This is a genomic window from Pseudomonas fluorescens, from assembly GCF_902497625.1.
In the GTDB taxonomy this organism is placed as follows: Bacteria; Pseudomonadota; Gammaproteobacteria; order Pseudomonadales; family Pseudomonadaceae; genus Aquipseudomonas; species Aquipseudomonas fluorescens_BQ.
Genome location: NZ_CABVGX010000048.1, coordinates 14,309 through 38,413 on the forward strand (window position 1 = coordinate 14,309; position 24,105 = coordinate 38,413).

At 59.2% G+C, this 24,105-nt stretch carries 24 protein-coding genes; 12 read left to right on the forward strand and 12 right to left on the reverse strand.

What is annotated here, in order from left to right:
* Window positions 1-91: 91 nt before the first annotated feature.
* On the forward strand, window positions 92-1,006 hold the full coding sequence (locus F8N12_RS22785; protein ID WP_150582403.1) for a DUF808 domain-containing protein: 915 nt from the start codon (window positions 92-94) through the stop codon (window positions 1,004-1,006).
* Between the two features lie 181 nt (window positions 1,007-1,187).
* Here F8N12_RS22785 and F8N12_RS22795 read toward each other — a convergent pair whose 3' ends face one another.
* Both F8N12_RS22795 and F8N12_RS22800 read right to left on the reverse strand, forming a co-directional pair.
* Window positions 1,188-1,976 carry a VacJ family lipoprotein gene (locus tag F8N12_RS22795; RefSeq protein WP_150582405.1) on the reverse strand — a complete coding sequence of 263 codons (789 nt, stop codon included), beginning with the start codon at window positions 1,974-1,976 and terminating at the stop codon, window positions 1,188-1,190.
* Complete coding sequence (locus F8N12_RS22800; RefSeq protein WP_150582406.1) at window positions 1,969-3,267, reverse strand: serine/threonine protein kinase; 1,299 nt, start codon at window positions 3,265-3,267, stop codon at window positions 1,969-1,971. The genes F8N12_RS22795 and F8N12_RS22800 overlap by 8 nt, the downstream gene beginning before the upstream one ends.
* Before the next feature lie 224 nt (window positions 3,268-3,491).
* Here F8N12_RS22800 and F8N12_RS22805 point away from each other — a divergent pair, with 224 nt between their 5' ends.
* On the forward strand, window positions 3,492-3,860 hold the full coding sequence (locus F8N12_RS22805) for a hypothetical protein (RefSeq protein ID WP_150582407.1): 369 nt from the start codon (window positions 3,492-3,494) through the stop codon (window positions 3,858-3,860).
* 102 nt (window positions 3,861-3,962) lie between these two features.
* Here the strand turns inward: F8N12_RS22805 and F8N12_RS22810 are convergent, their stop codons facing one another.
* Window positions 3,963-5,516 (reverse strand): beta (1-6) glucans synthase, encoded by a 1,554-nt coding sequence (locus tag F8N12_RS22810; RefSeq protein ID WP_224787745.1) that lies wholly within the window; start codon window positions 5,514-5,516, stop codon window positions 3,963-3,965.
* A gap of 110 nt (window positions 5,517-5,626) precedes the next feature.
* Here F8N12_RS22810 and F8N12_RS28065 point away from each other — a divergent pair, with 110 nt between their 5' ends.
* The 5 genes from F8N12_RS28065 (at window position 5,627) to F8N12_RS22835 (ending at window position 9,335) form a co-directional block, all read left to right on the forward strand.
* Window positions 5,627-5,749: a hypothetical protein gene (locus F8N12_RS28065; RefSeq protein WP_263596526.1), complete on the forward strand. Its 123-nt coding sequence runs from the start codon at window positions 5,627-5,629 to the stop codon at window positions 5,747-5,749.
* A 97-nt stretch (window positions 5,750-5,846) separates the two neighbouring features.
* Window positions 5,847-6,698: a glycine betaine ABC transporter substrate-binding protein gene (locus tag F8N12_RS22820; RefSeq protein ID WP_150582408.1), complete on the forward strand. Its 852-nt coding sequence runs from the start codon at window positions 5,847-5,849 to the stop codon at window positions 6,696-6,698.
* 239 nt (window positions 6,699-6,937) lie between these two features.
* On the forward strand, window positions 6,938-7,249 hold the full coding sequence (locus tag F8N12_RS22825) for a DUF485 domain-containing protein (protein WP_150582409.1): 312 nt from the start codon (window positions 6,938-6,940) through the stop codon (window positions 7,247-7,249).
* Window positions 7,246-8,904: a cation acetate symporter gene (locus F8N12_RS22830; RefSeq protein ID WP_150582410.1), complete on the forward strand. Its 1,659-nt coding sequence runs from the start codon at window positions 7,246-7,248 to the stop codon at window positions 8,902-8,904. Before F8N12_RS22825 ends, F8N12_RS22830 begins: the two co-directional genes overlap by 4 nt.
* Before the next feature lie 266 nt (window positions 8,905-9,170).
* Window positions 9,171-9,335: a metallothionein gene (locus F8N12_RS22835; RefSeq protein WP_150582411.1), complete on the forward strand. Its 165-nt coding sequence runs from the start codon at window positions 9,171-9,173 to the stop codon at window positions 9,333-9,335.
* A 20-nt stretch (window positions 9,336-9,355) separates the two neighbouring features.
* Here F8N12_RS22835 and F8N12_RS22840 read toward each other — a convergent pair whose 3' ends face one another.
* Both F8N12_RS22840 and F8N12_RS22845 read right to left on the reverse strand, forming a co-directional pair.
* Window positions 9,356-9,634: a hypothetical protein gene (locus F8N12_RS22840; RefSeq protein WP_150582429.1), complete on the reverse strand. Its 279-nt coding sequence runs from the start codon at window positions 9,632-9,634 to the stop codon at window positions 9,356-9,358.
* A 19-nt stretch (window positions 9,635-9,653) separates the two neighbouring features.
* On the reverse strand, window positions 9,654-9,881 hold the full coding sequence (locus F8N12_RS22845) for a DUF6555 family protein (RefSeq protein ID WP_028622719.1): 228 nt from the start codon (window positions 9,879-9,881) through the stop codon (window positions 9,654-9,656).
* A gap of 246 nt (window positions 9,882-10,127) precedes the next feature.
* Here F8N12_RS22845 and selD point away from each other — a divergent pair, with 246 nt between their 5' ends.
* Window positions 10,128-11,162 (forward strand): selenide, water dikinase SelD, encoded by a 1,035-nt coding sequence (selD, locus tag F8N12_RS22850; RefSeq protein WP_150582412.1) that lies wholly within the window; start codon window positions 10,128-10,130, stop codon window positions 11,160-11,162.
* The gene (mnmH, locus tag F8N12_RS22855) at window positions 11,162-12,265 is read left to right on the forward strand and encodes a tRNA 2-selenouridine(34) synthase MnmH (RefSeq protein ID WP_150582413.1); all 1,104 of its coding nucleotides are present in this window, start codon (window positions 11,162-11,164) and stop codon (window positions 12,263-12,265) included. Before selD ends, mnmH begins: the two co-directional genes overlap by 1 nt.
* Window positions 12,266-12,313: 48 nt before the next feature.
* Here the strand turns inward: mnmH and F8N12_RS22860 are convergent, their stop codons facing one another.
* Both F8N12_RS22860 and F8N12_RS22865 read right to left on the reverse strand, forming a co-directional pair.
* Window positions 12,314-13,369, reverse strand: coding sequence for a permease (locus F8N12_RS22860; protein WP_150582414.1), 1,056 nt, complete (start codon window positions 13,367-13,369; stop codon window positions 12,314-12,316).
* Between the two features lie 91 nt (window positions 13,370-13,460).
* On the reverse strand, window positions 13,461-14,135 hold the full coding sequence (locus F8N12_RS22865; protein WP_150582415.1) for a histidine phosphatase family protein: 675 nt from the start codon (window positions 14,133-14,135) through the stop codon (window positions 13,461-13,463).
* A 637-nt stretch (window positions 14,136-14,772) separates the two neighbouring features.
* Here F8N12_RS22865 and hemB point away from each other — a divergent pair.
* Window positions 14,773-15,747, forward strand: a complete 975-nt coding sequence (hemB, locus tag F8N12_RS22870) for a porphobilinogen synthase (protein WP_150582416.1) — start codon at window positions 14,773-14,775, stop codon at window positions 15,745-15,747.
* A gap of 30 nt (window positions 15,748-15,777) precedes the next feature.
* Here the strand turns inward: hemB and F8N12_RS22875 are convergent, their stop codons facing one another.
* Window positions 15,778-17,307 (reverse strand): FAD-dependent monooxygenase, encoded by a 1,530-nt coding sequence (locus F8N12_RS22875; protein ID WP_150582417.1) that lies wholly within the window; start codon window positions 17,305-17,307, stop codon window positions 15,778-15,780.
* Between the two features lie 127 nt (window positions 17,308-17,434).
* Window positions 17,435-19,639 carry a TonB-dependent receptor gene (locus F8N12_RS22880; RefSeq protein ID WP_150582418.1) on the reverse strand — a complete coding sequence of 735 codons (2,205 nt, stop codon included), beginning with the start codon at window positions 19,637-19,639 and terminating at the stop codon, window positions 17,435-17,437.
* Between the two features lie 238 nt (window positions 19,640-19,877).
* Between F8N12_RS22880 and F8N12_RS22885 the strand changes: the two genes are divergently transcribed.
* Entirely contained in the window at window positions 19,878-20,972 is a 1,095-nt protein-coding gene (locus tag F8N12_RS22885; protein ID WP_150582419.1) for a DUF1615 domain-containing protein, read from the forward strand.
* A gap of 191 nt (window positions 20,973-21,163) precedes the next feature.
* On the opposite strand, the gene F8N12_RS22890 is transcribed toward F8N12_RS22885, so the two are convergent.
* From F8N12_RS22890 to F8N12_RS22900, 3 genes are all read right to left on the reverse strand, one after another.
* Window positions 21,164-21,883 carry an anti-sigma factor domain-containing protein gene (locus F8N12_RS22890; RefSeq protein ID WP_150582420.1) on the reverse strand — a complete coding sequence of 240 codons (720 nt, stop codon included), beginning with the start codon at window positions 21,881-21,883 and terminating at the stop codon, window positions 21,164-21,166.
* Window positions 21,880-22,419, reverse strand: coding sequence for a sigma-70 family RNA polymerase sigma factor (locus F8N12_RS22895; RefSeq protein ID WP_150582421.1), 540 nt, complete (start codon window positions 22,417-22,419; stop codon window positions 21,880-21,882). The genes F8N12_RS22890 and F8N12_RS22895 overlap by 4 nt, the downstream gene beginning before the upstream one ends.
* Before the next feature lie 115 nt (window positions 22,420-22,534).
* Window positions 22,535-23,056, reverse strand: coding sequence for a DUF3455 domain-containing protein (locus tag F8N12_RS22900; protein ID WP_150582422.1), 522 nt, complete (start codon window positions 23,054-23,056; stop codon window positions 22,535-22,537).
* A gap of 159 nt (window positions 23,057-23,215) precedes the next feature.
* Between F8N12_RS22900 and F8N12_RS22905 the strand changes: the two genes are divergently transcribed.
* Window positions 23,216-23,839, forward strand: a complete 624-nt coding sequence (locus F8N12_RS22905) for a glutathione S-transferase N-terminal domain-containing protein (protein WP_150582423.1) — start codon at window positions 23,216-23,218, stop codon at window positions 23,837-23,839.
* The last annotated feature ends 266 nt before the right edge of the window (window positions 23,840-24,105 follow it).

The following is a 24,105-nucleotide window of genomic DNA, read 5'->3' on the forward strand; positions in this document are numbered from 1 at the left end:
AGCACCGGCCTCGTCAGGCGCTCAAGAATGCCCCGAGCAACGCCGGTCACGCTATGCTGGCCGGCATTCACTTTTGAAGGACATCTCATTCATGGCAGGAAGCAGCTTGCTGTTGCTGATCGACGACATCGCCGCAGTGCTCGACGATGTGGCGCTAATGACCAAAATGGCCGCGAAAAAGACCGCGGGCGTGCTCGGCGACGACTTGGCACTCAATGCCCAGCAAGTCTCTGGCGTACGGGCCGAGCGGGAAATTCCCGTGGTGTGGGCGGTGGCCAAGGGTTCGTTTCTCAATAAACTGATCCTCGTGCCTTCGGCGCTCGCCATCAGTGCGTTCATCCCGTGGCTGGTCACGCCGCTGCTAATGGTTGGCGGCGCTTACCTGTGTTACGAGGGTTTTGAAAAGCTCGCGCACAAATTCCTGCACAGCAAAACCGAAGACAAGGCTGAACACGCACAGTTGGTCGAGGCAGTGGCCAATCCGGCAGTCGATCTGGTCGCCTTCGAGAAAGACAAGATCAAAGGCGCGATCCGCACTGATTTCATTCTTTCGGCAGAAATCATCGCCATCACCCTGGGTACTGTGGCCGGTGCTTCCCTGACCCAGCAAGTGCTCGTGCTGTCGGGCATCGCCATCGTCATGACCGTTGGCGTTTACGGTCTGGTGGCGGGCATCGTCAAGCTCGATGACCTCGGACTGTGGTTGACGCACAAGCCTGGCCAGATGGCGAGAAGCATCGGCAACGGCATTCTGCGCGCGGCGCCGTACATGATGAAGAGTCTGTCGGTGATCGGCACGGCCGCGATGTTTCTGGTCGGCGGCGGGATTCTGACCCACGGCATACCGGTGGTTCATCACTGGATCGAAAGTGTCAGCGCGACGGCGGGCGGTGCAGGGTTTATCGTGCCGACGTTGCTCAATGCGGTGGCAGGGATCGTGGCGGGCGCTGCGGTGTTGGCGGTTGTGATGGTTATGAGCAAGATCTGGAAGGCCGTGAAAGGCTGAACCTGACACTGTCCACCTGTAGGAGCGAGCCCGCTCGCGATAAGGCAGTGTCAGTCGGCATCGATGGTGACTGACACTGCCTTATCGCGAGCAAGCTTGCTCCTGCACAGTTCGGCGTGTGCAAAACCCATGAAAAAGGCCATTCGATTCGCATCGAATGGCCTTTTTTATTACCGATGATTTACTCGGCGATCTGCAACTTACGCGACTCGGTGTAGACGTAACGAACCTTCTCATACTCGAACGGCGAGTTCAGCTGGCCGTAGCGGAAGCTGGTCTGGTTACGCTTGTCGATGCTGCGCAACAACCACAGTTCGGGGTGGTTGGAGCTGACTTCGGCAACGTTGAGGAAGTTGATTGCCGACTCTGTCGTGAAATCCACTGCTAGGCCACCGGTATCGCGGATGTTGGATGGACCGAGGATTGGCAGCACGAAATAGGCGCCGCCCGGCACACCGTAGAAGCCGAGGGTCTGACCGAAGTCCTCGCTCTGGCGCGGCAGGCCCATGGCAGTTGCCGGGTCCCACAAACCGGCGATGCCGACGGTGGTGTTGAGCAACAGGCGTGCGGTGGTTTCCATTGAACGCTTGCCCTTGAACTGCAGCAGGCTGTTCATCAGGTTCGGCACGTCGCCGAGGTTGTTGAAAAAGTTGCTGACGCCGGTGCGCAAGAAGCTCGGCGTGATGTAACGATAACCATCGACGACGGGCAGGAACACCCACTGGTCGAAGCGATAGTTGAAGTGATAAACCCGACGGTTCCACTCTTCCAGCGGGTCGTACACGTTCAATGCGTTGAGCGTCGAGCGTTCGAATTCACGCTGATCCAGGCCCGGGTTGAATTTGAGCTTGCTTAGCGGTTCCTTGAAACCGTCGTTGTCGATCACAACCGGCGCGTTGGCTTTGCTGTTATCGGCATTGGCGACGCCTGCACAGAGTAGCGCTGCGATAAGCAGGAGATATTTAGCCACGGAAAAACTCCAGCATGGCGTCGCTGTTGACGCGGTAATTAAGGTTGCCGCAATGGCCGCCCAGTGGATAAACAGTCAAACGGTCGCCAAAGGTCTTGCGCAGGAAACCGAGGTCGCCAGGGCCGAGGATCACGTCATCGGCGTTGTGCATGACGGCGATTTTCGGGCTGTCGCGCAGGTAGTCTTCAAGGGCGTACAGGCTCACTTGGTCGATCAGTTGCAACAGGCTGCCGCCATCGGTGCGCGCGCGCCACATCGGGATGACTTGCTCGGTGATGTAGCAATCGAAGTCGCACTGCAATGCACGTTTGAGGAACGGGGTGAGGCTGGTGCCCTGGGTAATCGGATGCTTTGGTGGGGTGATCAGGCCGCGACGGTTGATCAGGTCGGACGTGAAGGCAATGTCGGCCGCCGAGAAGCGGAACGAGGTGCCGATCAGCATCGCCATCTGCTCGTTGCTCAAGTGTTGCTTGGACTGCTGGAAGTCGTAGAGCAAAGCGTCGTTGAGGTCGATGTAGCCTTTCTGCTGGAAGTAGCGGGTCAGCTTGCTCAGCACCAATTCGTAAAAAGTGGTGCTGTCAGTAATGCCCTTCACCTCGGTCTGCACCAACCGGTCGAGGTTGGTGATCGAGGTGTAGAGGTTGACCGGAGGATTGAGCAGCAGGACTTTCTTGAAGTTGAAGCTGCGACGGGTTTCGTCCAGGTGAGCGACAAATGCCGCGTCCAGGGCGCCAAGGCTGTAACCGGTCAGATAGTAATCGGTCACCGGCACGTTCGGGTTCTGCGCTCTGACAGCCTGCATCACCCGGTACATGTCTTCGGCGTCTTCCTTGGTGATACCCGGCGTGGCGAAGCGTGATGCGGCGCTGATGAAGTCGAAGCTGGTGGGCGACGACAATTGCACCACGTGGTAACCGGCTTTGTAATACAGCTTCTTCAAGTATTCGTTGAGGCTGCTGTCATAGCGTGCGCCCGTGCCGGCGATGAGGAAGATCAACGGCGCGGCCTTATCCTGGGTCGCAATGCGATAGGTGAGTTTTTTCACCGGCCAGAAGTTGTCCGGTAGCTCGAATTCACGCTCCGGGCGCAAGGTAACACTGCGATCCTCCTGATCGATGTCATCGTCCAGCGGCAGCTCCGGACGCAGGTCCGGAGGGGTCGTGGCAATGGTCGCCTCGAACGGGTTGGTCAAGGGATAGCCATAACTGGCGGCGTCGATGTCGACCGCCAGTGCGGACGCACTCAAAATAAGGCCGCCAAACAGGGCGGCGAAGCGCAAGGAACGGAGCATGACTAGATCCCTAAGAGGAAGGTGCCGAATAAAGTTCGCAGGCTATGACCGCCGGGGTTGCACCAAAGTGCCATGGATCGGCACCAATCAGGACTAATTCGGAGTAATAGTAGCTGGACGATACACTTTGCAGCTATTTCGTGACTATTTATCTGTTACGCGCGTTTGCTTAAAGCTGTCGGGCGATTAAGCTGGCCGCCGTTTTCGTCCCGTTGGAGTGTGCCATGTCCCGCCGTGTACCCGTGATTCTATTGCTTGTTCTGCTTCCATTGTGGCTGGCCGCCAGCTATGGCGCACGCTATGGCTTCATGGAGGATGCGCAGTGGGTCGGCGTCTGCGTGGACGAGGCCAGCCGTTGGGAATGCGTCGTGCGCTCAAACCTGGGCTTGATGATCCACTTCCAGGTTCTCGGCTATTCAGCGCTGGCGGCGGCCATCATCGGTTTCGTGATCCCTGGGCGGGCCGGGTGGTGGCTCGCGGTGCTGGCGCTGGTGTTCGGGCTGCCGGCGCTGGCGCTATATAACACGACGCTGGCGGTGTTTGCGGTGGTGATTGCCGGGTTGCGGTTGGTGAGGGCGTCTCGCGGCGTTTGAAGAAGCGAATCGCCAGCAAGCCGGCCCTACCGGATTTATGACAAGCGTATATCCGGGTAGGAGCTGGCTTGCCAGCGATGGGGTCAGACGCTGCCCTGCAAATCAGACCGCGCGAACCCGCAAGCATCGCCACAATGCAATCACCATCAACACACTCACCAGCGCCCAGCCCCACGCCTGCTGATTCAGCAAGCCTTCACGATACAGCTGCGGCGCAATGCCGGCACCGACGATAAAGGTCAGCAGTGCAATCTCCCGCCGCGGCACATTCACCGGACGGCACAGGTACACCAGTGCCGGAAGGATGAACGCGACGCTCGGGAAGCTGCGATAACGCGGATCAAGCACCAGCTCGAGCATCGTCACGGCGGCAGCGAAGCCTGCGGCGGCCACCAGCCAGCCGGCTCGGCGTTCCAGCACCGCGAATGCACGTCCACGCCATCCTTCGCGGACACTCAAAGTGAGCGCGGCATGTGCCAGCACCAGCACATTCAAACCGGTCAGCAGCGCAACCCACAGCCATTCGCTGGCAAACCGCGTGGTCACTCGCGCCAGATCACCCCAGGCCCCGAGTGCGCAGGCAGCCAAAGCAGCCAGCAGCGGCAGCACCAGTGCAGCGCGGGTATTACGAACGCGGCCGCCGAGCAGCAGCGTGCCGATGAAGATCAAGCCCCCCACCGCCAGCCATTGCGACCAATAGGGTACGTTCGACACTGGCCCGGCGAGCACGCCTTTGTCCTGGCGATCGGCATCGAACAGCCCCCAGTAACCACCAACTGCACCTTCACTGGCACGTTTCCACGGCTGGTCGAAGGCTTCGATCAGGTTGTAATGCCAGCCTTCCTGCTCGGCCATGATGACAAAACCGCGGATGAACTTGGCTTCATTGACGCGGCTCGGCAGGGCGGTTTCGCGCTGGCGGCCTTCGCTTGGCCAGCCGGTTTCACCGATCACCACGTCCTTGGGCGCGAACTTGTTGCCGAATACCTGGCGTACTTCGGCGACATGCTGCAGCGCGGCGTCGATGTTCGACGGATCGTCTTCCCAATACGGCAACAAGTGAATGGTCAGGAAATCCACTGCCGGGGCGACTTCCGGATGTTTCAGCCAGAACTCCCAGACATCGGCGTAGGTGACCGGTTGTTTGACCTGGTTTTTGACCTTGTTGATCAGCCTGGCCAGTTGCGCGCCGGTGATTTCCTTGCGCAGCAAGGTTTCGTTGCCGACGATCACCGACGTGACCACATCGGCGTTGGCGTTGGCAGAAGCAATCAGCAAGTCGACTTCTTTTTCGGTGTCCACCGAGTTGCTGTTCACCCACGCGCCGATCATCAATTTCAAACCGTGCTTGCGCGCCAGATCAGGCAAGGCCTCCAGGCCCGTCATGGAATAGGTGCGAATGCATTCGAAGCGCGTGGCCAGCAATGCCAGGTCGGCATCCATGCGCTCGGGGCGCAATTTGAATGGCACGTCGAACGGCGATTGATCCTTGTCGAATGGCGTGTAGGAAGCGCATTGCAGTTTGTGCGTCGCGCTCGCCACGTCCGGCAGTATCACCGGTTTGCCGATTCCGTACCAAAAGCCACAGAGGGCGAAAAGCCCCAGCAGGCAGGCGAATAAATAAGCGAAAAAAGGAAAGCGGGATGTCGCGGGCATGGTCAGGCCGTCTGGGAGCAAAGCGGCGCATGTTACCTGTATTTAAGACTCGCTTGGGTGGTCTGCACGATTTTGACATGCAAAGTTCGGGCGTATCGGCGGCTCTGCTCATGACCGTACTCATTAATGGCCTTCTGATGTCGTTTCTCGATGCTTCGAGGTCGCTGGCAGAGCAGGTCGCCGTTTGCGTCGGGTTGATGATCGAAAGCGTCAGTACTCCACTGATGGTTTAGCGAGTTTACGGTGAGCGTGATGGAGGCGCTGTGCACTATAACAATACGTTGACGCGGCTCGGCATCCGTCGGGCGCAGCACTTTCGGGGAAGTAACGATGAAGATGCGACGACTTTTAGGCGCGGGTGCCGCTCTGGTGCTTGCGATTGGCTCCGCCCACGCCCTGGCCGCGAAAGGGGCTGTCACCATCGGCTACGTCGACGGCTGGTCTGACAGCGTTGCGACCACCCACGTTGCGGCCGAGGTGATCAGGCAAAAGCTCGATTACGATGTGAAACTTCAAGCGGTCGCTACCGGGATCATGTGGCAAGGCGTGGCCACCGGTAAACTTGATGCCATGTTGTCAGCCTGGTTGCCGGTCACCCATGGCGATTACTGGACCAAGAACAAGGACCAGGTGGTCGATTACGGTCCGAACTTCAAGGACGCGAAAATCGGTCTGATCGTGCCTGAGTACGTCAAGGCCAAATCCATCGAAGACCTGAAAACCGACGATACCTTCAAGAATCGCATTGTCGGCATCGACGCCGGTTCGGGTGTGATGCTCAAGACCGATCAGGCCATCAAGGATTACGGTCTGACCAGTTATCAACTCAAAGCCAGTTCCGGCGCCGGCATGATTGCCGAGCTGACCCGTGCCGAGAAGAAAAACGAATCCATCGCCGTCACCGGCTGGGTGCCGCACTGGATGTTCGCCAAGTGGAAACTGCGTTTCCTTGAAGATCCAAAAGGCGTGTACGGCGCCGCTGAGACCGTGAACAGTATCGGCAGCAAGGAACTGGAAACCAAGGCACCGGAAGTGGCGAAGTTTCTGAAGAATTTCCAGTGGTCCTCGAAAGATGAAATCGGCGAAGTGATGCTGGCGATTCAGGATGGTGCCAAGCCTGACGCAGCGGCCAAGGCGTGGGTTGCCAAGCATCCGGAGCGTGTTGCGGACTGGACTAAATAACAGTCACCTCGTTTAAACCTGTGGGAGCGAGCCTGCTCGCGATAGCAATCTGTCAGATGACTTGAGCGTCGACTGACACAACGCAATCGCGAGCAGGCTCGCTCCTACATTCATTTGTGCATGCTGGAGATTGGCGCATGTGTCATGTCGTTCTAATACTAAGGTCGTCTGGAACCTGTCCCGCAGCCGCATAAAGTGGATGACGTTACAACTTCATCTGTGCTGCGAGGATAAAAACAATGAACGACAGCATTTACCTCTCGATTCAAAACAGCCCTCGTTTCAAGGAGCTGGTTAGCAAGCGAGAAAGGTTCGCCTGGATTCTTTCGGCGATCATGCTTGGGCTTTACTCCGGATTCATCCTTCTGATCGCTTATGGGCCGCATATATTGGGCGCGAAGATCAGCCCTGAGTCTTCCATTACCTGGGGCATACCGATTGGTGTCGGGCTGATTCTTTCAGCCTTCGTCCTGACCGGCATCTACGTTAAACGCGCCAATGGCGAATTCGACGACCTGAACAATGCGATTCTCAAGGAGGCTCAGCAATGATCCGGCGTCTAATGGCTCTATTGAGCATTGCAGCATTTGCACCCGGGGCCTGGGCGGCTGACGCCCTGACCGGTGCAGTGACCAAACAACCGCTGAACGTCGCCGCGATCCTGATGTTCGTGGCGTTTGTCGGCGCGACTTTGTACATCACTTACTGGGCGTCCAAGAAGAACAATTCGGCCGCGGACTACTATGCGGCGGGCGGCAAGATCACCGGCTTCCAGAACGGTCTGGCAATTGCCGGCGACTATATGTCTGCGGCGTCCTTCCTGGGTATTTCCGCGCTGGTGTTCACCTCCGGTTATGACGGCCTGATCTACTCGATCGGCTTCCTCGTGGGCTGGCCGATCATTTTGTTCCTGATCGCCGAACGTCTGCGTAACCTGGGTAAGTACACCTTTGCCGACGTGGCGTCCTACCGCCTTGGGCAAACCCAGATCCGTTCGCTATCCGCGTGTGGTTCTCTGGTAGTGGTAGCGTTTTACCTGATCGCGCAAATGGTCGGTGCCGGCAAGCTGATTCAGTTGCTGTTCGGTCTCGACTACCACATCGCGGTCATCCTCGTCGGTATCCTGATGTGCATGTACGTGCTGTTTGGCGGCATGCTGGCGACCACTTGGGTACAGATCATCAAGGCTGTGCTTTTGCTGTCCGGTGCCTCGTTCATGGCGCTGATGGTGATGAAGAGCGTCAACTTCGATTTCAACGCACTGTTTTCCGAGGCGATCAAGGTTCACCCTAAAGGTGAAGCGATCATGAGCCCGGGCGGTCTGGTGAAAGATCCGATCTCGGCGTTCTCGCTGGGCCTGGCGCTGATGTTCGGTACCGCCGGCCTGCCGCACATTCTGATGCGCTTCTTCACCGTGAGTGACGCAAAAGAAGCACGCAAGAGCGTGCTGTACGCAACCGGTTTCATTGGTTACTTCTACATCCTGACCTTCATCATCGGCTTCGGCGCGATCTTGCTGGTGAGCACCAACCCGGCGTTCAAAGACGCGGCGGGCGCGCTGTTGGGCGGTAACAACATGGCGGCGGTGCACCTGGCCAACGCGGTCGGTGGCAGCATCTTCCTGGGCTTCATCTCGGCGGTAGCGTTTGCGACCATTCTGGCAGTGGTTGCCGGTCTGACCCTGGCCGGTGCATCGGCGGTGTCCCATGACCTGTATGCCAGCGTGATCAAGAAGGGCAAGGCCAACGAGAAGGATGAAATCCGCGTCTCGAAGATCACCACGATTGCCCTGGCAGTGCTGGCGATTGGTCTGGGCATTCTGTTCGAAAGCCAGAACATCGCGTTCATGGTTGGCCTGGCATTCTCCATCGCGGCGAGCTGTAACTTCCCTGTGCTGTTGCTTTCGATGTACTGGAAGAAGCTGACCACGCGTGGTGCGATGATCGGCGGTTGGCTGGGTCTGATCAGTGCTGTTGGTTTGATGGTGCTTGGGCCAACCATCTGGGTGCAGATTCTGCATCACGAGAAGGCGATCTTCCCGTATGAGTACCCTGCGCTGTTCTCGATGATCATTGCCTTTGCAGGGATCTGGTTCTTCTCGATCACTGACAAGTCCAAGGCAGCAGACAATGAGCGGGCGCTGTTCTTCCCGCAATTTGTTCGCTCGCAGACCGGGCTTGGAGCGAGTGGGGCGGTTTCTCACTAAGGGTTTGATGGGTTAGTTGCTGGAATGAGAATGCCCCGGTCGCGAGATCGGGGCATTTTTGCTTGTGTTGAGTGAGCGATATGCAGACCTTTCGTGCCCGCGAGGGAGGATGTACCCAAATCTCTGAGGGCGCTGGCTTATTCGCAATGGCGCCTGCGGGCGAACCATATCCTCCGGTAACCTGCATTCCCCCCGACAACTTCTACACTGAGGAGACCGGCCTTTCCACCCGGCCCTCCGACAACCACTGCCCAGGAGTCAGACCCATGCCCGAAAAGACCTGCGACTGCCCTCAGTGTTCGTGCGAGCTTGGCGAACATCCCATTGCGCGTCACGGTAAACATTACTGTTGCGAGGCGTGCGCCAAGCATCATGACGGCGGTGAAGCGTGCGCCAATAAAGGTTGCAAATGCGCATCACCGAAAAAATAGCGGCGCAAAAAAAGTGGAGCCTATTCAGGCTCCACTTCCAGTTTCAGGCTGTCATCATTCAGCCGTTCGATATGCCGTATCACGCCATTAAGTCGCCGCCCGTCCACATGGACCAGGAGCGTATTGGCTTTTTCCAGCCCTTTGGGTACGGGCGCTTGGACGCGTAGGGCAAAACGGTTCGGCTCACCCTCAACCTGTTCCAGTCCCACTTCGCAATCAGCACTTCTGGTGTCACGACCAAACAGAGTGTCGATGCCGTAGTCAATGTGCGCCGAACTGGTCAGCGGCGGGCTTGTCATCATTTGTCCTCCCGGTCATTCACCCGGCGGGTCGCCAGGTAACGTTCTCCACCCCGAATTTTTCCGCCATCGGCTTGCTGGTTTTCTGCACCTTCTCGCGCCCGAACCGCGGAATCCGGCCCACGCCCGCATCACAACTCGCCCAATGCCACGCCTCAGTGTTATCCATTTTGTCGAGCCGGATAATGAAGGACTTGGGGGCGCCGTGCAGGGTGTATTCAATAACGAAAAGTTTTGCGTTGTTCATAAAGCCCAAATTCCTCCCTGTAGTAGTAGAAGGATCGTCCGGCTGGCGGAAAATTCAGTCGGATTGTCAGACGGTAGTCTTCGATAATGACAGGTTCAGCGCGCTTCTTCAGGATGTAGCAAAAAAGGTCAATGAATGCTGAACATCGCTCTGAAGGGGCGTGCGACTGGCACGCTCGCGCGCGATACGACTGGCCCGTGCCGCGCTCTGTTAGAATCGCCGGCATTGACTTCACGAGGTGCCCCCATGAGCGAACCGATCCGTCTGACACAGTACAGCCACGGCGCAGGGTGTGGTTGCAAGATTTCTCCTCAGGTGCTGGAAGTGATTCTCGCCGGCAGTGGCGCACAGAATCTTGATCCTAAACTGTGGGTGGGCAACGCGTCGCGCGATGACGCGGCGGTGTATGCGATTGACGAAGAGCGCGGTGTGGTTTCGACCACGGATTTCTTCATGCCCATTGTCGATGACCCGTTCGATTTCGGCCGGATTGCCGCCACCAATGCGATCAGCGATATCTATGCCATGGGCGGCGATCCATTGATAGCGATTGCCATCCTGGGCTGGCCGGTCAACGTGCTGGCCCCGGAGATTGCCCGGGAAGTCATTCGTGGCGGGCGTTCGATTTGCGATGAGGCGGGCATTCCATTGGCCGGCGGCCATTCCATCGACGCCCCGGAGCCGATCTTCGGCCTGGCCGTGACCGGGCTTGTGCACAAGCGCCACATGAAGCGTAACGACACCGCCACCGTCGGTTGTCTGCTCTATCTCACCAAGCCTCTGGGCATTGGTATCCTCACCACAGCCGAGAAGAAGGGCAAGTTGCGTCACGCTGACATCGGCCTCGCCCGCGACTGGATGTGCACGCTAAACAAGCCGGGCAGCCGTTTCGGCAAGCTCGACGGCGTCACGGCGATGACCGACGTTACCGGGTTCGGTCTGCTGGGGCATCTGGTGGAAATGGCCGACGGCAGCCAGGTCACTGCGCGCATCGAATATGCGCGGGTCCCGCAGCTGCCCGGTGTCGAGTATTACCTGGAGCAGGGCTGCGTCCCCGGCGGCACCTTGCGCAATTTCGACAGCTACGCCAGCAAGCTGGGGCGGATTCAGGAGTTGCACAAACGTGTGCTGTGCGATCCGCAAACCAGCGGTGGTTTGCTGATTGCGGTGACGCCAGAAGGCAACGCGCAGTTCCTCGAAGTCGCCGCCGAGCTTGGCCTTTCGCTGCAGCCGATCGGTGAACTGGTCGAGCGACAGACAAACGCGGTCGAGGTGTATTGATGCCCATCGACGTCACCGATTACCGCGATATCTTCCTGCATGAACGGCCGATGATGGACACGCGTGCGCCGGTCGAATTCATCAAGGGTGCCTTCCCCGGCGTCGCCAACTTGCCGCTGATGAACGACAGCGAGCGCCAGCGCATCGGCACCTGTTACAAGGAACATGGCCAGCAGGCGGCGATCATCCTCGGCCATCAACTGGTGTCCGGACCGATCAAGGCGCAACGCATCCAGGCCTGGGCGGAATTTGCCCGGGCGCATCCGGAAGGTTTGCTGTACTGCTTTCGCGGGGGCTTGCGTTCGCAGATCGTCCAGCAGTGGCTCAAGGATGAGGCGGGCATCGATTTCCCCCGGGTCGGTGGCGGCTATAAAGCCATGCGCACTTTCCTGCTGGAGTCGCTTGGGCAAGCGCTCACCCAGAGCGATTTCGTTTTGCTGGGTGGCATGACCGGCACTGGCAAAACCGAAGTGCTGACACAGTTGAACAACGGCCTCGATCTCGAAGGACACGCCAATCATCGTGGTTCCAGCTTCGGCAAGCGGGCAACCGGGCAGCCGTCCAACATCGATTTCGAAAACCGTCTGGCGGTGGACCTGCTGAAAAAACGCAATCGTGGCATCGAGCAGTTTGTGCTGGAAGACGAAAGCCGCATGGTCGGCAGCTGCGCCTTGCCGTTGCCGCTGTTTCAGGGCATGCAGCAATTTCCGATGGTGTGGCTGGAAGACAGCCTGTCAGGCCGGGTCGAGCGGATCCTGCGTGATTACGTGGTAGACCTGTGCGCCGAATTTAACGGCGTACACGGGGAGGAAGGCTTTGCGCTTTTTTCCGAACGTTTGCTGGCAAGCCTGAACAATGTTCAGAAGCGCCTGGGCGGCGAGCGACATCGGCGGATGCTGATCCTGATGGAAGCGGCCTTGGCCGAGCAGGCCCGCAGCGGTGCGGTGGACCTGCATCGCGACTGGATCGAAGGGCTGCTGCGAGAGTATTACGACCCGATGTATGCGTTTCAGCGTGAGAAGAAGGGCGCACGGATCGAGTTCGTCGGGGAGCAGGCGGCGGTGCTTGAGTACCTTCGCCAGCGAGTCATTCAGCGAGGCTGATGTTGAATCGGCGGGCCCGCGAAGAGGCCCGCCGGTTCCCTGCAAATCCTAAAGCAACGCCGCCCCGATCAACCCGCTGACCACGCCGATCCCCATCGTCATCAGCGCCACGCTCACCAATACCCGCGCGTCGAAATCCTTGCGCAACATCAACAGCGACGGCAGGCTGATGCTCGGCAGGGTCATCAGCAGCGCGACCGCCGGTGCGGTGCCCATGCCGAGGGTCATCATGGTTTGCACGATAGGGATTTCGGCCGCAGTCGGAATCACGAACAGCGTGCCGACAATCGCCAGAGGAATCAGCCAGACCAAACTGTTGGCCATCGCCCCGTCGATGTGCGGGAACACCCAGACCCGCACGGCGCCCAGCACCAGCACCGCAAGGATGTAGACCGGGATGGTGCTCCAGAACAGCTGCCACAGGGTTTTCGCCCAGCGTGTCAGGAAGGGCTGTGTGTCTTTCTCGGTAGCATTGGTGACAGCTTCGACCGCCGCTTCCGGCAGGGTTTCCGGGCCGGCAATCCGCTGGGCCACCAGCGACACGCCGAACACCAGGACAATCCCCGCGACCAGACGCAATGCCGTGAAGCCCCATCCGAGAACGAAACCCATGAACACCAGCGTCGCCGGATTGAGCACCGGATTGCCGATCCAGAACGCCAGCGCGGCCCCCACCGAAACGTTTGAACGACGCATGCTTGCGGCTACGGGGGCTGCGCAACACGAACACATCATCCCCGGCAGGGCAAACAGCCCCCCGCGCACGGTCGAGGCAACCCCTGCGCGGCCGAACAGGCGCAGCAACCAGTCTCGCGGGATCAACACTTGCAGCAGGGAACCCAGAATGATCGCCAGTACAGCAGCCTTCCAGATCGCCAGAAAATACACTTTCGCGTAAATCAGCGCGGCAGCCAGCGGGGCAGTCTGAGCGTCGTTGAGGATGGAGACGCCGATGCTGTGATTGTCAGCGGCGACGAACGCCTTCACATAGTAGGGCGACCACTTGACGTAGTAGAGGCCGATGCAGGCCACCAGCACGAACAACGCGGGTTTCCACCAGAACGACCAACCCCGGATAGGGGAGGCTGTGGTTGAGAGCGACATGAGGAGATCCGGACAAAGGGGAGATGGGCAGCATGATAGCCCAGCCCTTTGCTCGATGCAGATATTCGCCGATGCGTCTAACCAGGGACCATCAGGTCGGACAGGTTTGCAGACCGTTATCCAGACCTTGCTTGTAAGTGTGACTCTGCAGGCTGGCCTTGCCGTTGTGCCACGTCAGGGTGAGCACGTAGAGCGAGTCGAAATCGCTGGAGGCCCAGTCTTCGGTGATGTTCTGCTTCTTGCCGACCGCTTCGCCCGCGACCTTGTTGATCAGTTCCGGCAGGTAACCGTGGGACCAGGCGGTGTAAATCACAGAGTTGTGATACTTGTCTTCGAGCAATTCATCGGCCAGGTCACTGGTGTCGTTGGCCGAGAATTCGATGTTCACCGGCAGACCGAGCTTGATCGCGCTGGGGCTGATGGTCATCAAGGGACGAATATAGCTGTAGGAATTATCCAGTTCGCCTTCTTCGACATTGCGCGTTGGGTTGGCAGCGAAGACGTAGTTGGCCTTACCGAATTTTTCCGGCAACAAGGTGGCCAGGTCAATGGCGCGGTTCAAACCCTGGCAGTTCAGTTGGCCGAGACCACCGGCGGGTTTTTCCGCATGGCGCAGAAACACCAGTGTCTGGGTGCCGTCTGCCGGTTGAGCGCGGCTCTCACTGGACTCCAGCGCTAGAAACAGGGCGCTCATGGCCAGCAAAACTGGCAGCAGAATGTAGGCGCGATGCTTGAAAGGCTTGGCAAATTTCAGCAACTTCATCATTCGATAGATATTCTTCAGCGCAATCGGTTAAGGCTGACAAACCTCTACACCTTGAACTCCCGGCATCAGGTGGTTTCCATGTCGTTGTAGCCATTACGGTCAAACGCAGGCCATTCTCAGAGTGCTCCAAGGCCTGTTTGGTTCGATCACCGTCGAGTGCGCAGCACTTTAAACGCAATACGGTCGGGATTGGGTTAAAGGTTAGCGACAGGATGTTGCGATTTGATGTCCGCCAGGGCCTACAGCGCAAAGATCACGACTATTAGCCGACGATCCTCGATTTTGCCCGGATGCATCGGGTCATGTTTCGGATGGGCGACACCGCTCCGGTGTACGGGCAGACCGCTTTCAGCGACCGCGCTAGAACCCTGTAGCAGCTGCCGAGCCTGCGAGGCTGCGTCAGGCCGCGCAGCGGTCGCCAGCTGCAATGACGTTTAGCTGAAACCCATTGGACGGATGACGACCGTTGCACGGCCGGACGCAGCCTCGCAGGCTCGGCAGCTGCTACATAGATTTGGGATTATTGCCGATGGCGTAAGGGTTTTTTCTCGTTCGGGATTTGTACCCGGCGCCGCACAGGGCATAAGCTTTCGTCCCTACGACTTTTGTCTCATCCGCCGTTTTTGCAGGAATGCCCATGTCCAGCCAGTTCCCCGAAGCACGTCCCCGCCGTCTGCGCCGCAATGCGAGCCTGCGCCACCTGTTCCAGGAAACCGAATTCAGCGTGAGCGACCTGGTGCTGCCGATCTTCGTCGAGGAAGAAATTGACGATTTTGTGCCGATCAACAGCATGCCCGGGGTGATGCGTATTCCGGAGTCGAAACTGGCTGGCGAGATCGAGCGCTATGCGCGCGCCGGGATCAAATCGGTGATGACCTTCGGCGTGTCTCATCATTTGGACAGCAGCGGCAGCGACACCTGGAGCGACAACGGCCTGGTCTCGCGCATGTCGCGGATCGCCAAGGACGCAGTGCCGGAAATGATTGTGATGTCCGACACCTGTTTCTGCGAATACACCGATCACGGTCACTGCGGTGTGCTGCACAACCATGAAGTCGATAACGACCAGACCCTGACCAATCTCGGCAAGCAAGCCGTCGCCGCCGCGCGCGCCGGTGCTGATGTGATTGCCCCGTCGGCCGCGATGGACGGGCAGGTTCGGGCGATTCGCAGGGCGCTTGATGAGGCCGGTTTCACCCAGATTCCGATCATGGCCTATTCGACCAAATTCGCCTCGGCGCTCTACGGCCCGTTTCGTGAAGCCGGCGGCAGCGCGCTCAAGGGCGACCGCAAGAGCTATCAGATGAACCCGATGAACCGTCGCGAGGCTGTGCGCGAATCGCTGCTGGACGAGCAGGAGGGGGCCGACGCCTTGATGGTCAAGCCAGCGGGCGCGTACCTCGACATCATCCGCGACATCCGCGAAGTCTCGCGCCTGCCGCTGGCGGCTTACCAGGTAAGCGGGGAGTACGCGATGATCAAATTCGCTGCGCAAGCCGGCGCGATCGATGAGGATCGCGTGGTTCGCGAAAGCCTCGGCGCGATCAAACGCGCGGGCGCTGACCTGATCTTCACCTACTTTGCGATGGACCTGGCGTTGGCGGGGATTTGAGCCGCGCGTTGATTTGGTAGAGTTTCTGAATCATGTGAAAAACGGCCGAATCCCGTGCTCCCGAAAATACCGCTCGATTACTTTCGGATCGGAACACGTCTCGGCGATCGCCACATAGGTGTCTGGACGCAACAGGTAAAAGCCGTTGCGCGCCAGACCGGCCGCCTCGAACGCCGCTCGCCAGCCAAACACCTGTAACGGCAAATGATGTTCAGCGCACCAGGCGATCATCTCGTCGCTGGTGTCGCCATACACATGCACCTGCCAGATCGGGTTCTTCAGTGATTCGAAATTATCCCCTTCGCTGTCATGCGCCCAGGGCATGCGGTCGCCACCATGCACATGACCGGCTACGCCGTTGCTCAGCGCCATCGCACGATAGTTGAGCGTGAGCTGCGACACTGCACGAAAAACGAACTCGCGATTGATCTCGAACGATGCCATTTTCGGCAGCAGGAACGGCGCCAGCCGCGTGCGCAGCAAGTCGGCGATGCGTCCCTCGCCGGTGACGAAACTGAACACACGGTCCGTGGTGGACACCAGTTTGCGGGCAAATGCGATGCGCTCGGGTTCGTAGGTGTCGAGCAGCCTGGCCTCGGCACTGCCATCCAATACCGTCGCGAGTTTCCACGCGAGGTTGATCGCGTCGCCGATGCCGGTGTTCATGCCCTGACCGCCTGCGGGGCTGTGCACATGGGCCGCATCGCCCAGTAGAAACGCACGGCCCTGGCGAAAATGATCGGCGACGCGATGATGCACGCGATAGGTCGAAAACCAGTTCACTTGCTCGATCTGCACCTTGAGATGCTCGATGGCGCGGCTGCTGACATCTGCAAATCGCAGGTCTTGTGGATGCTCTGCGCGTTCATCGCGCACGGTGCCAATCAATCGCGCGCGACCCTGGGCATCCATGGGAAACACCGCGAGAAAGTCCGCATCGTCCAGGTCCAGGTGCAGCTCGCCATTGAGCGCCGGGCCGCTGGCTTGCACATCGGCCACGTAGAAAATCTGCTGATAGGTGCCGCCGGGAAATCCGCTGTCGAGGCCCTTGCGCACGATCGACCGCGCACCGTCGCAGCCTGCGATGTAGCACGCCTGACAGCTTTCCTGCTGGCCATCGGGCAAGCGCAGGCGGGCGGTGATGCCATCGCCGGTTTCGTCGAAACTTTCCAGCGTGGTGCTGCGTTCGACCTGAACGCCAAGCCCGTGCAGTCGCTCGATCAGCAGCAGCTCATGCTTGTCCTGAGGAAATATTTCGAGAAAGGCAAATGGCGTCAGATCCTCGCCGATGCCGGTTAACGGCAGGCGAGTCACCGGTTCGCCCCTGACCCAGAAATTCGCCGCTGCCACTCGATGGCCGTTTTCCAGCACCGCGTCGCTGAGGTCGAGCTGGCGATACAGTTCCAGTGTGCGCGCTTGTACGGCCAGCGCCCGCGAGGTAGTGCCGGGTGCCGGGGTTTTGTCGATGATGCGCACGCAGACCTTCATCTTGCTCAGCCACAAGGCCAGCACCAGGCCGGTGGGGCCGGCGCCGATGATCAGAACGTCGCTGCGCTTCATCAGCCTGTCCTCGCCGTGTGTGCGTCTCAAGTATGGTCCAGCCTGGACCGGTCGCCAGGCTGCCCGCCAAACGGAAAAAGGCCCCGCAGCCGGGGAGCTGCGGGGCCTTTTCGGTGAGTGCTGCGGATCAGAAGTCGATGGTGCCCGACAACTTCGCCATGCGCGGTTCGCCCTGGGTCAGGTAGCCGCCCTGAGCCGATTCCCAGTATTTCTTGTTGGCGAGGTTTTCCACGCCGAAGCGCAGCGTCACGTCCTTTTCCTGAACCTTGAAGGCATATCGAGCGCCGGCGTCGAAACGGTTCCAGGTCGGCAGGCTCAGGTTGTTGGCGGCATCGGCGTATTGTCCGCCAGTGCGCAACATGCGGCCATTCAAAGCCACGCCCTGCAGGCCCGGCACATCCCAGTCGACGGAGGCGTTGAACTGGAAGGTCGGCACGCCGATCGCATCGTTGCCGTCGTTGAGGCCACCGGCGGTGTTCTTCAACTCGGTGTCGATCAGGGTCAGGCCGCTGATCAGGCGCAGGCCGCTGATGGGTTCGCCGAAGACATTGAGTTCCACGCCTTTGTTGACCTGTTCGCCTTCACGGACGTACACCGCAGTCGCGTTGTCGACGTACCCGTCGCTTGGCTGTTCGATACGGAATACCCCGAAGCTGGCACCGTAAGTACCCATGTCAACTTTGACGCCTGCTTCAATTTGCTTCGATCGCGCAGGAGGAAAAGCCTGATCACCGTTGATGACAGTCACGTTTCCGGATCGAGTCGGCGAGGTCGGACCTTCTGCCAGCCCCTCAATACGATTAGCGTAGAAGGAGACGCTTTCCCACGGTTTATATACGATGCCATAGACAGGAGTAGTGATCGATTCGTCGTAGGACGCATTTCGGCTGCCTGAGCCATACGCCGCATACCCGTATCCCTGAACAACCAGTTGCTGCCGGCGCAGGCCGGCGGTGATCAACAACCGATCATCGAAGAAACCCAGAGTGTCCGAGATTGCGGCGCTGCGGGCAAAGGTCTTACCGACTATCCCTGGATCATTCAAATCGCCCCCGGCGAATCCGGACTGCGGAGCGGGCGTTTCAATTGGATGATAAATATTGTTCGGTGAGCTGGTACCGAAGTCGAAGGCGCTACGCTGCTCGGTCCAGATTCCGGCGAGCCCAAAGTTTACTTTATGGCTTACAGGCCCAGTGCTGAATTTCCCGTTCAGTCCGGCCATGACGCTTTTATTGTCCTCGTCGTGGGGAATGAAAGAGCCGCCGGTTGTGGAGCCGCCATCGTTGCCGACCAGCGTGGTCGAGTTATACCGACCGACTTCGCGGGTGTGCTTGGCGCCGCCGGCAATGTAGGCGGTCCAGCTGTCGTTCAGGTCATATTCGGCGCGCAGCATGCCGAAGGTGTCTTCAATCTCGGTGAAACCCCATTTTGGCGCGTAGTTGGTGTCAGCCGATGGCGCATCCGGGAGGTGCGTGGCGTTGCCGACGTTGACCGTGTTGCGACCGGCATTGACCCGCTGTTTCTGGTAGGCGAAATCGCCGGACACACGCAGCGCATCGCCACGGTAATCGAGGCCTATGGCGAACAGTTTGGAGCGCTGGTTTTCCTTGTCGATGGCGGTATCGCCTTCGCGTTGCGCCAGGTTGACGCGAGCGCCGAAGCGGTTGTCTTCGCCGAAACGCTGGCCAAGATCCAGGTGCTGGCCGATCCGGCCGTCATCATTGATATCGGTGGTAAATCGGCGCAACGGCTCATCGCCAGCGCGCTTGGGTTGCAGGTTGACACCACCGCCGATACCGGAGCCGGTCGGCGTAACGCCGTTGATGAAAGCGTTGGGGCCTTTGAACACTTCCACGCGCTCAAGAGCGTCAGTGGAAATGATTTGCCGCGGCAGTACGCCGTACAGTCCGTTGTAGGAAATATCATCTCCGGTCAGCGGCAGGCCGCGGATCATGAATATCTGTGCCTGGTTGGAAAAGCCGCTGGCCTGACGCACCGATGCGTCGTTGAGCAGCACATCGGCAACGTCTTCGGCCTGCTGATCCTGAATCAGCTGTTCAGTGAAGGAGGCCATGCTGAACGGCACGTCCATGATGTCCTGATTCCCCAGAACACCCATCTGCCCGCCGCGCGCCACTTGGCCACCGGCAAAGGGCGGCGGCAGATCCGTGGTTGTCGGGGCTTGCGCATTGACGTTGACATCACCCAGCACCAATGGCTTGCCAGCGTTCCCAGCGGTCTCGGGAGCGGCGTGGACATTAACGGACAGGGCGCAAAGCAAGGCAAGGAGTGTCGGGCGATAAGGGACGCCGATTAGGCCTGGAGCAATCATGTTTCGTACCTGCGGCGTACCGCTAGTGAGAGAAAGAATGGCTAGCGCCGGGAACTCCTTGCGCAAATACGACTCCAGGCACGAATGATAGGGTTTCTCAGTAACGTCTTGCAATTGATTTGTCAGACTATCCTGTAGGAAATTTCGGGCGGGAACGGGTGGGTGCGGCAACAGTCATAGCCTGCGCCATGCCATTGATCGTATGGTTATCTCGCCTCAACGGATTTGATGGAGCGTCATGCAAGCCAATCGATTGATCACGAGCGTCGCTGCCTTGCTGATGCTGGCCGGTTGCGGAACTCAGCGCGTGCAGGAACCGCCGGCGCGCAAACCCGCCGAAGTCAAGGCTGAAATCGTGCGCCTGTTGCCGGCGAAAACCGCCGACCGTCAAGGCTGGGCCACGGACATCTACGTCGCTTTCGCCACGCAGGATTTGTACCCGTCAACGCAAAACCTGTGCTCGGTATTGGCGGTCACCGAACAGGAATCGACGTTTCAGGTCGATCCGCCGGTGCCGGGCCTGGGCAAGATCGCTCGGGAAGAGATCAACCGTCGGGCGGCGAAAGTGCACATCCCCAACCTGCTGGTGAGCGGCGCGTTGCAAGTGCGTTCGAGCAATGGCAAAAGCTACAGCGAGCGGCTCAATGCTGCGCGCAGCGAAAAGGAGCTCAGCGCCATTTTTGACGATTTCATCGGCATGGTGCCGATGGGGCGTACCTTGTTCGGTGGCTTCAACCCGGTGCACACCGGCGGCCCGATGCAGGTCAGCATCGACTTTGCCGAGGCGCAGTCGCGCGATTACCCCTACACGGTGGACGGCTCCATTCGACGTGAAGTGTTCAGCCGACGCGGTGGCATGTATTTCGGTATCGCGCATTTGCTCGGGTACCCGGTGAATTATCAGCAACCGCTCTACCGTTTCGCCGATTTCAATGCCGGCTGGTACGCCAGCCGCAATGCGGCGTTTCAGAACGCAGTGAGCCGTGCTTCGGGCATACCGCTGGCGCTGGATGGCGATCTGGTTCGCTACGATTCAATCATGCGGGGCACTACCGAACTGGCGGTGCGAACGCTGGGCAAACAGTTGGGCATGCGCAATCCGACCATTCGCGAGCACCTGGAGAAGGGCAAAAGCCTGGAGTTTGAAGAAACCGATCTTTATCAACAGGTCTTCGCGTTGGCCGAGCAAGCTGAAGGGCGGACGTTGCCGCGTGCAGTGCTGCCAGGGATCGTGCTGCAAAGTCCGAAAATCACTCGCAAGCTGACCACAGCATGGTTTGCCAAACGGGTCGATGAGCGTTATCAGCGGTGCATGAAGCGGGCGGGAAACTGAGTGCTTTCATGTAGGAGCGAGCCTGCTCGCGTTGGTCTCAATGTCGCTGCGTTCGTTCAGTGCTAACGCGTTTACCGTTGACGTCCATCGCCAGCAGGCTGGCTCCCACAGTGGATCGTACCTCTTCAAGCCACCATTTTCTGACAGGAGCGAGCGAGCTTGCTCCTGTCAGAAATGCTGTTCGGCGCTGATCAGATTACCTTCACCGCGCGACCGATGGCCTGAATCGGGCCGGTTGGTTTGCCGGTCGGTGAACCAGTAGGGTTCTCCAGGGTTAATTCGAATAGCTGATCCGCTTGCAGCGGCGGCAACTTGTCCAGCGGCACGGTGAGCGTCTGCCCGGGTTTTACCAGGCCGAGCGAAACCGGTCCTTGCCAGTCCGTACCCTTGGTCCAGAACTCCAGCGCCTTGTCCTCCGGAACCTCGAACGCGCCCAGCGGGATCAGCTGTATTTCTTTGCGGTTGCTGGCTTGAATCACCCAGCCCGGCGCCTTGTCCTGTGGAGCGACCAGCACCACCAGGTACGTCGGTTTCACCGTGGTCTGCGTCAACATCAGAGCACCCAGCAACAAGGTGGCGGCCAGGCCCGCACCGGCGAGTCCACGCCACAGCGGTAGCAGGTTCCACCAGGATGAAGATGCAACGGTCGCGGCTGTTGGTGCACGATTGAAGCCTTGCACACTGCGCTCGATGCGCTGCCAGAGGTGAGGTGACGGTGTCTGCGCTTCAGCCAGTTCGGTCAGGCCGAGCAGGCGTCGCTCCCAGGTGTCGACTGCGCTGCGCAATCCAGTATCGCTTTCAAGACGTTGTTGTACCTCGATACGCCGTTGCGCCGAGAGCGTGCCCAAGACGTATTCGCTGGCGAGTTCGTCGAGTTCTTCCGGTGTTTCATTGGCCGGTCCGGTGATCATCCCATGCACTCCCGCAATGCCGTCAGGCTCCGCTTGATCCAGGCTTTGACGGTGCCCAGCGGGGTGCCGAGTTTGTCTGCAATCTCGGCGTGGGAATAACCGTCGACGTAGGCATGCACGATGCAGCTGCGCCGCGCCGGTTCCAGTTGCTCCAGGCACCCGTGTATGCGCGAAGAATGCACCTGGGCATCAAGGCTTTGCGCATGCTCCTGCTCCTGCTCATGCTCGGCAACTTCGCCGTAGACCTCGCGGCTGTTGTCGCGCAAAAAATTCAGCGCCAGATGCCGGGTCACGGTGAACATCCAGCCGCGCGCCGATCCCCGTGACGGGTCGAAACGTGCAGCGCCTGCCCAGATTTTCAGGAAGGCGTCGTGCACGATGTCTTCGGCCAGTGCCGTGTCGCGCACCAGACGCTTGGCCACGCCCAACAAACGCGGGCTCTCCTGCACATACAAATCCCGCAACGCCTGCCGCTCACCGCGCGCGCAGGCGGCCAGACGGTCTTCGTAATCAAAATTCGATTCAGGCAAGGACACAGAGCTCAGCCGTCAGAGGTGGATACCCATGCAATCTAGCAAACAATTCCATGAGTGTCGGAGCGAAGGTGAGTGTCAGCCGATACGCGCACGGCTGACACAACACCTCATGGCATCAAGAAGCCGACCAGAAAATATAGTCAGCCTGATACTTCACCACTTCCTGCTTGCCCTTGTTGGCCGTCGTGCACTCGGCACTTGGCGCCACGCCGCCCTTGAGCGCGACGCGCTGGATGTAACTCACGCCGGTCATCGCGCCTTTGCCCTCGGCGGGATTGGCCTTGACCAACTGATACGGCAAGTTGCCAGCGCTCGACGGCGCCACGGCCAGTTGCGTGCCAGTCACTTTCGAGCCGTCTTTGGCCTGCCAGGTGGCGGGCGGGCCGAAGTAGGTGCCGACCTGCTTGCCGCTGCGATCATTGAGTACCGCTTTGGGGCCTACAAATACCCATTCGGTCTGACCGGCCGCGTTCGCTTTGTCGCGGCATTCGTAAGTGATTTCGCCCACGCCGGTGGTTTGCATGGAGACCTTGTGGCCATCGGGCACTTTGATGGTGTCGGGCAGACTGGTCTGGGCGTAGGCTGCCGGGATGGCGGCAAACAGACCGGCGAGGCAAATCAGTTGTCTGGCGTTCATGATGTTTTCTCCGAAAGTGGGTAACCCGCTCGGCAGCATCAGGGGCTGCTACAGGTACTACCCGTCGGATCGCGATTTGGATGCAGTGCGAAAAAAAGAAATTTTTCGGCAGGCCCACAGTCAGCTGCTACAACGACAGGATCGCCATTGGAGGTGTTTATGTACCAACTTTATGGGCACCAGAATTCCGGCGCCGCCGCGATTGAAGCCGCACTTGAATTGTGTGAGATTCCTTATCGCTTTATCGACGTCGAATCATCTCCTGAATCGGCGACAGCGCTGGAGAAACTCAATCCGCTCAAGCAGATACCGACGCTGCAGCTGCCAGATGGCAGCATTCTCACCGAGAGCGCAGCGATTCTGATACACCTGGGCCTGGCGTTTCCCAAATCTGAATTGCTGCCCGAGGAGCCCGCCGAGCGTGATCAGGCGGTTCGTGGTCTGGCCTTTATCGTCAGCAATTGCTACGCCGCCGTCGGCGTCATCGATTACCCGGAGCGCTGGCTGGCCGAGGCGGATCAGGCGTCCATGGATAATTTGATGGCTGGCGCGCGCACTCGATTGCACTGGAGTTGGGAGGTGTTTGCCGATCAGTTTTCGGGCGAGTTGTATTTGGGCGATGAAACGCCGGGCGCGCTGGACGTGCTGGCGGCGGTGGTCAGTCGGTGGGCCGGGAGTCGGGAGCATTTGCGCAACGCGCGGCCGGGGTTTTTCGCCTGGCTGGAGCGAATCGATCGGCACCCGACCCTGGCCCCGGTGTTTGCGCGGCATTGGCCGATTTGAGGTCAGCCGCCGATCGGGTGCTGAGGATTTTCGGCGTACATATCCGTTGCCAGGTTGCTGCTGATATTGGTTTCGCCCTTACGGCGAGTCACTTGGAAAAGCCTGCGCGGCCCGGCCCCAATTAGCCAAGTGCTCTTGTCCCTGACGTACGGTGGCTCGCCGCCACAGCCGCCGAGGCGGCCTGATAGCCGACCTGGCTCGTGGGAGTTGCGCCACATCTACGCAGCAGCACAAAACCCTTGTAGCAGCTGGCGAAGCCTGCGTCC